Source organism: Clostridium sartagoforme (assembly GCF_039521405.1).
GTDB lineage: Bacteria > Bacillota > Clostridia > Clostridiales > Clostridiaceae > Clostridium > Clostridium sartagoforme.
Map to the genome: position 1 here is coordinate 46,086 of NZ_BAAACH010000032.1, position 13,091 is coordinate 59,176.

A 13,091-nucleotide genomic window follows, 5' to 3' on the forward strand; every position below is an offset into this window, starting at 1 on the left:
GTTTTCTTACTTTATAGATTAGATTTAATGGAAGTCATTCATAGAATATCCTTTTGAAAACTTAAGGAATGAAATTTAGATATGGGACTGCTTAAATGCAGTCCTTTTAAATACAAAAATAAATTAAAGGAATTTAGCAATTTTTGCTTTAAGTATTTTAAATTTGTTAGATATTTATTATAATGTTAATGGGGAAAATATATTTTTAAAATAGCAAGGAGAATACTTATGAAGGAAGAAGTTAGAGATTTGAAATATTATATAGAAACTTGGGGATGTCAGATGAACGAGGAAGACTCAGAAAAATTATCTGGTATGCTAAAAAGGGTTGGATATACTAAAACAGAAGTTTTGGAAGAAGCAGGAATAATTATATATAATACTTGTTGTGTAAGAGAAAATGCTGAAAATAAAGTTTTTGGTAACTTAGGTGAGTTAAAACATTTAAAAAAGAAAAATCCTGATTTAATAATTGCAGTATGTGGATGTATGATGCAACAAGAAGGTATGGCAGATAAAATTTTAAAGAAATTTCCACATGTTAACATAATATTTGGAACGCATAACGCGTATAAATTTCCAGAATACTTAAATATAGTTAGAACAGAAGGAGTTCAGGTTAAAGAAATATTTAATAAGGAAACAGATATTGTAGAAGGAGTACCGATAGATAGACAAAGTGATGTAAAAGCTTTTGTTACTATAATGTATGGATGTAATAATTTCTGTACATACTGTGTAGTTCCATATGTAAGAGGCAGAGAAAGAAGTAGAAAATCAGATGATATTATAAATGAAATAAAGGATTTAGTAGGAAAAGGCTATAAGGAAATAACGCTTTTAGGGCAAAATGTTAACTCTTATGGAAAAGAATTAGAGGAAAATATAGATTTTGCTAAGCTTCTAAGAAAAATAAATGAAGTTGATGGTATAGAAAGAGTAAGATTTATGACATCTCATCCAAAAGATTTAAATAAGGATGTTATTTTAGCAATAAAGGAATGTGATAAGTTATGTGAACAAATTCATCTTCCTGTTCAAAGTGGATCTGATAAAATACTTAAGAAGATGAACAGACATTATACTAAAAAATACTATTTAGAGTTAGTAGATATGATAAAGAAGGAAATTCCAGATGTATCATTAACAACAGATATTATAGTTGGTTTCCCAGGAGAAACTGAAGAAGATTTCTTAGAAACCTTAGATTTAGTGGAAAGAGTTGGATATGATTCTGCATTTACTTTCATATATTCAAGAAGAAACAATACGCCTGCTGATATGATGTTGAATCAAGTTCCTGATGCTGATAAACACCATAGATTTGATAGACTTATTAAAGCTGTAAATGATGGTGTTATAAGAAGTAATAAGGTATATGAAGGAAAAGTTGTAGAAGTATTAGTAGAAGGTCCGAGTAAGAATGATGAAACTAAATTAACTGGAAGAACAAGAAATGGAAAATTAGTTAATTTTGTTGGAGAGAATATAAAAGCTGGAGACTTAGTAAATGTTAAGATAGTAAGAGCTCAACCGTTTTCTCTTATTGGTGAAGTATAATAATTATATTTAGGTGCTATCATATGGTAGCTCCTTTTTTACTCTATAGGAAATTATATCCTAAAATCTTTAGATAAGTCATTTATGGGATATAAGTTGTTAAAGCTATTCCTATAGAGTAAAAAAATAGAATAAAGTGAACGGACGAGATTTTCTTCAGGCAAACTTTGGAAATGCACATGAACAAAAAAATCGACGGTTCGGTAAGCTCGCTTTGACGACTTTTTTATCTATATTGAAATAAATTAAATTTAATTTTCATATAATACCAAGAATAATCTTTTAGGAAGTGTATTTATATGAGGGTAAAAAAATCTTTTTTTAATTTAATATTTTGGATAGGACTAGCTATAATATTTAATATATACATATATCTCTCATTTGGACTAAAACCAGCTGTTGAATTTTTAGGTGGATATATAATTGAAATGTCTCTTAGCTTAGATAATTTATTTTTGTTCCTAATGGTATTTTCGACTTTTAAAATACCATTAGAGTTTCAACAACGAGTTTTAAAATATGGAATATTAGGAGCAATGGTATTAAGACTTATATTTATAATATTAGGTATAGAAATTATAAATAAATTCCATTTTATAATATATATATTTGGAATTATATTAATATTTAGTGGTGCTAAAATGATGTTTCATAGCGATAATAATATTGATTTTAGTAAAAATCCGATTATTAGAGTTTTCCAAAAGGTTATACCTATTCATGATAAATTAGAAGGGCATAAATTCTTTGTAAAAATAAATAAACGGCTTTATGCTACACCATTGTTTATAATTTTAATAATAATAGAAAGTTCAGACGTATTGTTTGCTTTAGATTCTATTCCTGCAATTTTTTCTATAACTCAAAATCCGCTTATAGTATATACTTCAAATATATTTGCTATTATTTGTTTAAGGAGTATGTATTATATACTTAATAGATTAAATGGAATGTTCAAATTTATGAAATATGGAGTAGCATTAATACTAATGTTTACAGGTTTAAAGCTCCTAATTTTATATTTTAATATTGAAATTTCTGTATCAATTTCAATATTATTAATACTAGTTATTTTACTGTTTAGTATTTTGTTTTCTCTTATTTTTTCAAATGATGAAGGAAACAAAAATTTAAGAATCAGATAATAATAAAAATAATTTACTTTTTATATAAAAAACCTATTGAAGTTTTGTTACTTTGTTATTATAATAATAAAAAATAGAATATTTAAAAGATAATGATAAGGAAGAGTATTTTAACTAAGCATTAAAGAGAGCTATATTTAGGTGGAAAATTAGTATGATATGTTAAATGAAGCAGCCTTTGAATCTCGTATTGAAAAATAAGAATGTAAATTCTTAATTAGATATTGACGTTTTCTCATGTTATAGAGAATTGAATATTGTATATATTCAAGCTGAGTGAGTAAATTAAATTTTACTTATTAGGGTGGTACCGCGAAACAGTGTCCTTCGTCCCTTTGTGTGGATGAAGGACTTATTTTTTTATATGGAGGTATTTAAAATGGATGAGATCTTAGAAGTATTAGAAAAAAACAGTAGGTACAGTGATGAAGAAATTGCATTAATGACAGGAAAAACAATAGAGGAAGTAAGAGAAGCCATAAGGGACTATGAAGAAAAAAGCATAATAGCAGGATATACGGCTCTTATCAATTGGGAAAATACAGGTAAGGAAACAGTTACAGCCTTAATAGAAGTTAAGATAACCCCTCAAAGAGGTGCTGGATTTGATAAAGTTGCAGAAAGAATATATAAATTTAAGCAAGTTAAAGCATGTTATTTAATGTCTTCAGGTGGATTTGATTTAACTGTAATTGTAGAAGGGAAAACAATGAAAGAGGTAGCTTTATTTGTGTCTGAAAAGCTTGCAGTTCAAGAATATGTAACAGGTACTGCTACACACTTTGTACTAAAGAAATATAAAGATCATGGAACTATATTTAAGGAAAGAAAAACTGAAGATAGGGAGGCTATTTTTATATGATTTTAGAAGATATGATATTAGACAATGTTAGGAATATGCCGCCATCAGGTATAAGAAAATATTTTGATTTAATCAATGAAATGGATGATGTTATATCCTTAGGTGTTGGAGAACCTGATTTTGTTACTCCATGGAATGTTATAGAAGCAGGTATTTATTCATTAGAAAAAGGACAAACTCATTACTCCTCTAATGCTGGTTTTATTGAATTAAGAGAAGAAATATCAAAATATTTAAATAGAAGGTTTAACCTAAACTATGATTCATCTAGCGAAATATTAGTAACTGTTGGTGGAAGTGAAGGAATAGATTTAGCATTAAGAGCCCTTGTAGGACCTGGAGATGAGGTTATAATTCCAGAGCCTAGTTTTGTTGCATATAAAGGATGTGCAACATTTTGTGGCGCTACACCTAAAATAATTAATTTAAGAGCTGAGGATGAGTTTAAATTAACAGCTAAACTTTTAGAAGAAGCTATAACCCCTAAAACAAAAGTTGTAATAATTCCATTTCCTAATAATCCAACTGGAGCTATTATGACAAAAGACGAGTTAAAAGATATAGTTGATGTGTTAAAAGATAGAGAAATAATAATTTTATCTGATGAAATTTATGCTGAATTATCTTATGATAAAGATCACTTTTCAATTGCTAGTTTTAGTGAAGTAAGAGATAAAACATTAGTTATAAATGGATTTTCTAAGGCTTATGCAATGACTGGTTGGAGATTAGGCTATGTTTGTGGAAATAAAATATTAATAGAGGCCTTAAAAAAGATACATCAGTATGCAATAATGTGTTCACCAACAACTGCTCAATATGCAGCTATAGAAGCGCTGAAAAATGGTGATGATAGTGTTAAAGAAATGTCTAGAGAATATAATAGAAGAAGACGTATCCTTGTTGAAGGGTTTAGAGAAATGGGATTAGATTGTTTTGAGCCAATGGGGGCATTATATGTCTTTCCTTGCATAAAATCAACAAGAATGAGTTCAGATGAATTTTGTGAGAAATTATTAATGGAAGAGAAGGTTCTAGCGGTTCCAGGTAATGCTTTTGGCGAATGTGGAGAAGGATATATAAGAGCATGTTACGCTTCTTCTACCGAAGATTTGATTGAAGCAGTAAAGAGAATAAAAAGATTTGTTAATAAACTTTCTTAGTTTATTTTACGATTATAATAGATATTCTAAACAAATAATATAAAATATATAGAAATAATGAAGTTTATTAAAAAAAATTTTAAAAAAATAGTTGCAAAATAAATAAAATAATAATATAATGGTAAAAAATAACTTGAACAACGGCGTTCAATAGAAAGCTTTCTATTGTTCGCCTTTTTTTATAAAAAATTTAAGGGGGAGTACTTTATGCCAAAATATTCAAGAGAAGATATTAAAAAATTAGTAGAAGAAAATGGGGTTAAATTTATTAGATTACAATTTACTGATATTTTTGGAGCATTAAAAAATGTTGCAATAACAGATAGACAATTAGAAAAAGCTTTAGATAATCAAATAATGTTTGACGGTTCATCTATATCTGGCTTTGTTAGAATAGAAGAATCAGATATGTATTTAAGACCAAACTTAGATAGCTTTGTAATTTTTCCATGGAGACCGCAACAAGGTAAAGTTGCACGTTTAATATGTGATGTATATAGACCTGATGGAACACCATTTGAAGGAGATCCAAGAAATGTTTTAAAAAATGTTTTGAAAGAAGCAGAGGCTTTAGGATATTCAATGAATGTTGGACCTGAATGTGAGTTTTTCTTATTAGATACGGATGAGTATGGAAATCCTAAACTAAAAACTCAAGATGATGCAGGATACTTTGATTTAAGTCCTTTAGATGCTGGAGAAAATGTTAGAAGAGATATTAGCTTAGTTTTAGAAGATATGGGCTTTGAAATAGAAGCTTCACATCATGAAGTTGCAGCTGGACAAAATGAAATAGATTTTAAGTATGAAAATGCTTTAACAACTGCCGACAATATAATGACATTTAAGTTGGTTGTTAAATCAATAGCTCAAAGACATGGGTTACATGCTACATTTATGCCTAAGCCTTTCTTTGGTATAAATGGTTCAGGAATGCATATAAATATGTCATTAAACAAAGATGGGAAAAATGCTTTTGTGGATGAAAATAATGAATTAGGATTAAGTAAAACAGCTTATAGTTTCATAGCTGGTTTAATTAAGAATATTAAGGGGATATCAGCAATAACTAATCCACTAGTTAATTCATATAAGAGACTAGTTCCAGGATATGAAGCTCCAGTTTATATAGCTTGGTCTGCAAAAAACAGAAGTCCTTTAATAAGGGTTCCTGCTTCAAGAGGAAATGGTACTAGAATTGAACTTAGATGTCCAGATCCAAGTGCAAATCCTTACTTAGTTCTAGCATGTCTTTTAGCCGCTGGACTTGATGGTATTAAGAATAACTTAGTTCCACCTGCAAGAATAGAAAAAAATATATTTAAAATGACAGCAGAAGAAAGGGAATTAGAAAGTATTGATAACTTACCAGGCAGCTTAGAAGAAGCTATTAAATATATGGAAGAGAGTGAATTAGTAAAGAAAACACTAGGTGAGCATACTTTCAACAATTATATAAAAGCAAAAAAAGTTGAATGGGATGATTATAGAAGTAAAGTTCATATGTGGGAGCTAGATAACTATTTAAAACAATATTAATTTTTACTTGTAAGGGAGCAATGTAAATGGCAATAGATGTTATAGTTGCACTAAATAATGAAGACATAGGACAAAAAATCAAAGCTGTTTTAATGGGAAGTGGCTATAATGTTTTAACTGTATGCACTTATGGAAATGAACTTATACGTGCTATAAGACAACTATCACCTTCTATAGTTATTAGTGGTTACAAATTTAAGGATATGAATTTAATAGATATATATAATAATATTGGAGAAATGTGTAGTTTTCTTGCAGTAGTAAATGAGCCATATAAGTCTTTTGTTCAAGAAGAAACAGATATATTTTGTATATCTAGTCCCATAAATAATTCTATATTAATAAATTCATTAGATATGATTTATCAAAGTGAGCGAAAAGTAAGAAAACTAAAAGAAAAGGTAGATGTACTAGAAACAAAAATTAAAGAAAGAAAAGTCATTGAAAAAGCAAAAGGTTTACTTATGCAACAAAAAGGATTAACTGAAAATGAAGCATTTCGATATATCCAAAAATGTAGCATGGATCTAGGCTTAAAAATGGTCGATTTTTCAAACAAAATTTTATCAGATAAATAACTAAGTTTTATACTAATCTATTTAATTAAATTAATAGGATTAGTATAAAACTCTATTTGTCTATAAGAAAATATTGAAAGGAGGATAAAAATGCATAAAGATATAGGACTATATAGAAGTTCATTTGAACATGATGCATGCGGAATAGGCGCAGTTGTAAATATTGACGGAAAAAAAACTCATAAGGCTGTAGAAGATGCGTTAAATATTTTAATTAATTTAGAACATAGGGGTGGAACAGGAGCAGATGGGAAGACTGGGGATGGATCAGGTATACTATTCCAAATACCTCACAGATTTTTTAAAGAAGAACTCCAGAGATTAGGTGTTATATTACCAAAAGAAGAAGAATATGCAGTCGGAATGTTCTTTTTACCAATAGATGAGTTTGATAGAGAAAATTGTATAAGAATTTTTGAAAAACTATGTGTAGAAGAAGGACTTAAGATTTTAGCTTGGAGAGGGGTTCCAATAAATCCAGCAGAATTAGGAAGTTTTGCTATTTCATCAATGCCATGTTTTAAGCAGGTTATAATTGAGAGGCCTTCTGAAATTAAAGACTTTAAAGAATTTGAAAGAAGATTATATATATTAAGAAGAAGATTCGAAAAAGAGCTAGTTACTGAGAATGCTTATATTTCATCACTTTCATGTAAAACAATTGTTTATAAAGGATTACTTCTATCAGGACAACTTAAAAACTTTTATAAAGATTTAACAAATGCAAAAGTAGAGTCTTCAATAGCAATGGTGCATTCAAGATATAGTACGAATACTGTTCCTAGTTGGAAAAGAGCTCATCCTAATAGATATATAATTCATAATGGTGAAATTAACACTCTTAGAGGTAACATAAATAGTTTATTTGCAAGAGAAGGTAATTTAAAATCAAAGGTATTTGGTGAAAATTTTAAAAAAGTATTACCTATAATAAATACTGAAGGATCAGACTCTGCAATATTAGATAATACACTAGAATTTTTAATTATGAATGGAAGAAATATTGAAGAAGCAATAATGATGCTTGTTCCTGAGCCATGGGATAAAAATAAATCTATATCTAATGCTGAAAGAGCATTTTTTGAATATAATGCAACTTTAATGGAACCATGGGATGGACCAGCAGCTATAGTATTTACTGATGGAGATGTGATGGGAGCAACCCTAGATAGAAATGGATTAAGACCTGCTAGATATTATGTAACTAAAGATAATAATTTAATATTATCATCTGAAGTTGGTGCTCTTGATATCAAAAATGAAGAAATAGTATCTAAAGGAAGATTAACTCCAGGAAAAATACTTTTAGTTGATACTAAAAACAAGAAATTTATAGATGATTCTGAATTAAAAGAAAAATATTACTCAAGATTACCTTATTTAAAATGGATAGAAAATAACATTTTAACCTTAGATAAAATAAAAACATCTTCAGATGATACTATAAACATCTCTGATAATGAAAGAAATATAATGATGAAAGCATTTGGTTATAGTTATGATGATTTGAAAAATACAATTCTTCCAATGAGTGAAACTGGACAAGAACCATTATCTTCAATGGGAGTTGATACACCACTTGCTGTTTTATCAGATACACCACAATTACTATTTAATTACTTTAAGCAATTATTTGCTCAGGTAACAAATCCGCCTATAGATGCAATAAGAGAGGAAATTATTACATCAACTACAGTTTATGTAGGATCACAAGGAAATATATTAGAGGATTCAGAAAATAACTGTAAGCAAATAAAGCTAGCTTCACCAATTCTATCAAATGAGGATTTATCAAAGATAAAGAATATAGATAGTGAAAACTTTAAAACTAAAACAATAAGTATTTTATATGGCAGAGAAAATGGAGAATATGATTTAGAAAAGGCTCTTAAAAACTTATCAATAGAAGTTGAAAAAGCATGTAATGAAGATTATAATATTTTAATTTTAACAGACAGAGGAGTAAATAATAAGTTAATACCTATACCTTCATTATTGGCTCTTTCTTCAGTTCATCATTATCTTATTAGAAGGGGACTTAGAAGCAAAATAGATATAATAATTGAAAGTGCTGAACCTAGAGAAGTTCATCATTTTGCAACACTTATATCCTTTGGAGCATCTGCTATAAATCCATACTTAGCTTATGAATGTATAAAGCAATTAAAAGAAGATAGCTTGTTAAATGAAGATTACGATGTAGCTATAAAAAAATATAATAAGTCTGTACTAAAGGGACTAGTAAAAATAATTTCAAAAATGGGTATATCAACGATTCAATCATATAGAGGAGCTCAAATACTTGAAGCTGTAGGTATAAATAATGAAGTTATTAATAAATACTTTACAAATACAGTTAGTAGAATAGGTGGTATTTCCTTAAAAGAAATACAAGAAGAGGTATTAATTAGACATAATAATGCATTTAAAAAGAGCAGTATAAACTTTGAATTCACTTTAGATTCAATAGGAAAAGATAAATTAAGATCTGGAAAAGAAGAACATTTGTATAATCCATTGACAATTCATAAATTACAAGAAGCTACGAAAACAGGGAGCTATAGCCTTTTTAAAGAATATTCAAATTTACTAAATAACGATGAAAGTTTTATAACTTTAAGAAGTTTAATGGATTTTAAATTCTTAAATAATCCAATACCATTAAATGAGGTTGAACCAGTTGAATCTATTGTAAAAAGATTTAAAACAGGAGCTATGTCATATGGTTCAATTTCTAAAGAAGCTCATGAAGCTTTAGCTATAGCTATGAACAGAATCGGTGGTAGATCTAACACTGGTGAAGGTGGAGAAGATAGCAATAGATTTGTGGCTGATGAAAATGGAGATTTAAGAAGATCCTCAATAAAACAAATTGCTTCTGGTAGATTCGGAGTTACATCTGAATATTTAGTTAATGCAGATGAACTACAAATAAAGATGGCTCAAGGGGCAAAACCAGGTGAAGGTGGACAATTACCAGGTAATAAAGTATATCCTTGGATAGCTAAAACAAGAGGTGCAACTACAGGAGTTGGACTTATATCTCCACCACCACATCATGATATATATTCAATAGAAGATTTAGCTCAACTTATATACGATTTAAAACAGGCTAATCATAAAGCTGATGTTTCAGTAAAGCTTGTTTCAGAAGCAGGAGTAGGAACAGTAGCAACTGGTGTCGCAAAGGCTGGAGCTTCTTTAATTTTAATTTCAGGACATGATGGTGGTACAGGAGCTTCTCCTAAGACGTCAATTCAGAATGCTGGATTACCATGGGAACTTGGACTTGCAGAAACTCATCAAACATTAATTTTAAATGGTTTAAGAGATAGAGTTAGATTAGAAACAGATGGTAAGCTTATGACAGGTAGAGATGTAGCAATAGCAGCACTACTTGGAGCTGAAGAATTTGGATTTGCAACAGCTCCTCTTATATCCTTAGGATGTGCTATGATGAGAGTTTGTAATTTAGATACTTGCCCTGTTGGAATAGCAACTCAAAATAAGGAACTAAGAAAAAGATTTAGTGGTAAACCTGAATATGTAATTAACTTTATGTATTTTATTGCAGAAGAATTAAGAGAATACATGGCTAAATTAGGATTTAGAACTGTTGAAGAAATGGTAGGACGTTTTGATAGATTAAAACAAAAAGAAAATATTAAAGGCTTTAAACGTAGCAAAATTAATTTATCATCAGTTTTTATTCAAGATAAAAGATTCTTTATAGCAAATAAGTTTAATAAAAATTATAGCTCACCAAGCATTAACACTCTAGATAAAGACTTATTAATTCCTATGGTTAATAAGAATTTTGATGGAAAAACGCCTATAAATATGGATATAGATATAATGAATACTGATAGAACACTTGGAACACTACTTGGTTCTGAAATAACTAGAAAATATGGATACAATACTTTAAATGATGATTCAATAATATTAAACTGTACTGGTGCTGGTGGACAAAGTATAGGAGCCTTCGTACCTAAAGGGGTTACAATAAAGGTTACTGGAGATTGTAATGATTATTTAGGTAAGGGATTATCTGGAGGTAAAATAATAGTTAAGAATCCTAAGGATTGTGACATAAAACCTGAAGAAAATATAATAATTGGTAACGTAGCATTATATGGTGCTACATCTGGAAAAGTCTTTATAAATGGTATTGCTGGAGAAAGATTCTGTGTTAGAAATTCTGGAGCAACAGCTGTTGTTGAAGGTGTTGGAGCACATGGTTGTGAATATATGACAGGTGGAGTTGTAGTTTTACTTGGTGAATGTGGAATAAACTTTGCAGCTGGTATGAGTGGTGGAATTGCTTATGTATACAATAAAAGAGAGCAATTTAACAATAATTTAAATAAAGAAATGGTTAAAATAGAGAATTTAGATTCTAATGATTTAGAAAATCTTAAAGCTTTAATAGAAGAACATGTTGAAACTACAGAATCTGACCTTGGAAGAATATTATTAGATAATTGGACTAATGAAAGTAAACATTTTGTTAAAGTAGTTCCAAATGATTATAAAAAAATAATTACTTTAATTGATAAAAAGAAGGCTGAAGGTTTAAACAATGAAGATGCTTTACTTGCAGCATTTTATGAAAGGAGTGCTATATAATGGGAAAACCAACTGGATTTTTAGAATTTGAAAGAAAAGTAGGAATAAATACTCCTACTAAAGAAAGAATAACTCATTATAAGGAGTTTCACAATTTACTTTCAGAAGATGAACAAGTAAAACAAGGTGCAAGATGTATGGATTGTGGTGTGCCATTTTGCCAATCAGGTATTCTTATAAATGGAATGGCATCAGGATGTCCATTAAATAATTTAATACCAGAGTTTAATGATTTAATATATAGAGAAAATTGGGACTTAGCCTTAAAAAGACTTTTAAAAACAAATCCTTTTCCAGAATTCACAGGTAGAGTCTGTCCAGCTCCTTGTGAATCAGCCTGTACAGTATCAATTAATTCTCCTGCTGTAAGCATAAAGGAAAATGAAAGATATATAATAGAGAAAGCTTTTAATGATAAAAAAATTGTAGCAACTCCCCCAAAATATAGAAATAACAAGAAGGTTGCAGTAATAGGTTCTGGACCAGCTGGACTTGCAAGCAGTTATCTTTTAAATAAGCTTGGATATTCTGTAGAGGTATATGAAAGAGAAGACAGAATTGGTGGACTTTTAATGTATGGAATTCCTAATATGAAGCTAGATAAAGATGTAGTAAACAGAAGAGTTAATTTAATGGAAGAAGAGGGAATTAAATTTTTCACTAAATCTGATATATGCAAAGATAATGAATTAAAGGAAAAAGTATTAGAAGATTATGAAGCTATTGTTTTAGCAACTGGAGCTACAAAACCTAGAGATCTAAATGTTAGAGGCAGAAATTTAAAGGGAATAGAATTTGCAGTAAACTATTTAAAAGAAAATACAAGACAATTATTAGATAATGGTAATAAAAGTAGTAACTTTATTTCATGTAAAGATAAAAATGTATTAATAATCGGTGGCGGAGATACTGGTACTGACTGTGTAGCAACATCTATTAGACAAGGGTGTAAATCTGTAATTCAATTAGAAATAACTAATCCTCTTCCAAAGGAAAGACTTTCTAATAATCCATGGCCACAATGGAGTAGAACATTAAAGGTAGATTATGGACAAGAAGAAGCAATAGAAGTATTAGGATATGAGCCTAGAAGATATTGTACTAGTGTAAAAGAATTTATTGGTGATGAAGAAGGTAATGTAAAGTCTGCTATTACTGTAAAAGTTGAATGGATTAAAGATGAAAATAGTAGAGTGTCATTTAGAGAAATACCTAATAGTGAAGAAATACTTGAAGTAGATGTAGTATTACTGGCAATGGGCTTTTTAGGAACTGAAGAATATATAAGTAATAGTTTTGGTGTAGATTTAGATAATAGAGGTAATATTAAAGCAGAATATAAAAATTTTATAACTAATAAAGAAAAAATATTTGTATGTGGTGATGCTAGGAGAGGGCAATCTTTAGTTGTATGGGCAATTAGAGAAGGATTAGAAGCTGCATTGTCTGTAGATAAGTATTTACAACTAAAAGACTAATTGTCTTTGCTTGCTTATTTTAGTATTTACAATTAATAATATTCATAATTTTAAAATTAGTTTATTATAGTAAAAATTTCTTTATTTAAAATTTAAAATTATTCACATACTAATAATGTGAATATCTAAAAAAGGAG

General features: G+C 28.9%; 8 protein-coding genes and 1 other annotated feature. All 8 genes read left to right on the forward strand.

The window, feature by feature from the left end:
• Nucleotides 1–228: 228 nt before the first annotated feature.
• The 8 genes from miaB (at nucleotide 229) to ABDZ60_RS12410 (ending at nucleotide 12,954) form a co-directional block, all read left to right on the forward strand.
• Nucleotides 229–1,560: a tRNA (N6-isopentenyl adenosine(37)-C2)-methylthiotransferase MiaB gene (gene miaB, locus ABDZ60_RS12375; RefSeq protein ID WP_343778438.1), complete on the forward strand. Its 1,332-nt coding sequence runs from the start codon at nucleotides 229–231 to the stop codon at nucleotides 1,558–1,560.
• Nucleotides 1,561–1,859: 299 nt separating this feature from the next.
• Nucleotides 1,860–2,705, forward strand: coding sequence for a TerC/Alx family metal homeostasis membrane protein (locus ABDZ60_RS12380; protein WP_052953956.1), 846 nt, complete (start codon nucleotides 1,860–1,862; stop codon nucleotides 2,703–2,705).
• 83 nt (nucleotides 2,706–2,788) lie between these two features.
• Nucleotides 2,789–3,043: a binding site (T-box leader), on the forward strand.
• A gap of 41 nt (nucleotides 3,044–3,084) precedes the next feature.
• The gene (locus ABDZ60_RS12385) at nucleotides 3,085–3,567 is read left to right on the forward strand and encodes an Lrp/AsnC family transcriptional regulator (protein WP_016208495.1); all 483 of its coding nucleotides are present in this window, start codon (nucleotides 3,085–3,087) and stop codon (nucleotides 3,565–3,567) included.
• Nucleotides 3,564–4,730, forward strand: coding sequence for an aminotransferase class I/II-fold pyridoxal phosphate-dependent enzyme (locus tag ABDZ60_RS12390; RefSeq protein WP_016208494.1), 1,167 nt, complete (start codon nucleotides 3,564–3,566; stop codon nucleotides 4,728–4,730). Before ABDZ60_RS12385 ends, ABDZ60_RS12390 begins: the two co-directional genes overlap by 4 nt.
• 207 nt (nucleotides 4,731–4,937) lie before the next feature.
• Complete coding sequence (glnA, locus tag ABDZ60_RS12395; protein WP_343778442.1) at nucleotides 4,938–6,269, forward strand: type I glutamate--ammonia ligase; 1,332 nt, start codon at nucleotides 4,938–4,940, stop codon at nucleotides 6,267–6,269.
• Nucleotides 6,270–6,295: 26 nt separating this feature from the next.
• On the forward strand, nucleotides 6,296–6,847 hold the full coding sequence (locus ABDZ60_RS12400) for an ANTAR domain-containing response regulator (protein ID WP_016208492.1): 552 nt from the start codon (nucleotides 6,296–6,298) through the stop codon (nucleotides 6,845–6,847).
• 90 nt (nucleotides 6,848–6,937) lie between these two features.
• Nucleotides 6,938–11,476 (forward strand): glutamate synthase large subunit, encoded by a 4,539-nt coding sequence (gene gltB, locus ABDZ60_RS12405; protein ID WP_343778445.1) that lies wholly within the window; start codon nucleotides 6,938–6,940, stop codon nucleotides 11,474–11,476.
• The gene (locus ABDZ60_RS12410; RefSeq protein WP_047001372.1) at nucleotides 11,476–12,954 is read left to right on the forward strand and encodes a glutamate synthase subunit beta; all 1,479 of its coding nucleotides are present in this window, start codon (nucleotides 11,476–11,478) and stop codon (nucleotides 12,952–12,954) included. The genes gltB and ABDZ60_RS12410 overlap by 1 nt, the downstream gene beginning before the upstream one ends.
• The last annotated feature ends 137 nt before the right edge of the window (nucleotides 12,955–13,091 follow it).

Bases quoted from the DNA above. Each gene is read 5' to 3' on its own strand.
- miaB (WP_343778438.1), top strand. From the start codon at position 229: ATGAAGGAAGAAGTTAGAGATTTGAAATATTATATAGAAACTTGGGGA.
- ABDZ60_RS12380 (WP_052953956.1), top strand. From the start codon at position 1,860: ATGAGGGTAAAAAAATCTTTTTTTAATTTAATATTTTGGATAGGACTA.
- ABDZ60_RS12385 (WP_016208495.1), top strand. From the start codon at position 3,085: ATGGATGAGATCTTAGAAGTATTAGAAAAAAACAGTAGGTACAGTGAT.
- ABDZ60_RS12390 (WP_016208494.1), top strand. From the start codon at position 3,564: ATGATTTTAGAAGATATGATATTAGACAATGTTAGGAATATGCCGCCA.
- glnA (WP_343778442.1), top strand. From the start codon at position 4,938: ATGCCAAAATATTCAAGAGAAGATATTAAAAAATTAGTAGAAGAAAAT.
- ABDZ60_RS12400 (WP_016208492.1), top strand. From the start codon at position 6,296: ATGGCAATAGATGTTATAGTTGCACTAAATAATGAAGACATAGGACAA.
- gltB (WP_343778445.1), top strand. From the start codon at position 6,938: ATGCATAAAGATATAGGACTATATAGAAGTTCATTTGAACATGATGCA.
- ABDZ60_RS12410 (WP_047001372.1), top strand. From the start codon at position 11,476: ATGGGAAAACCAACTGGATTTTTAGAATTTGAAAGAAAAGTAGGAATA.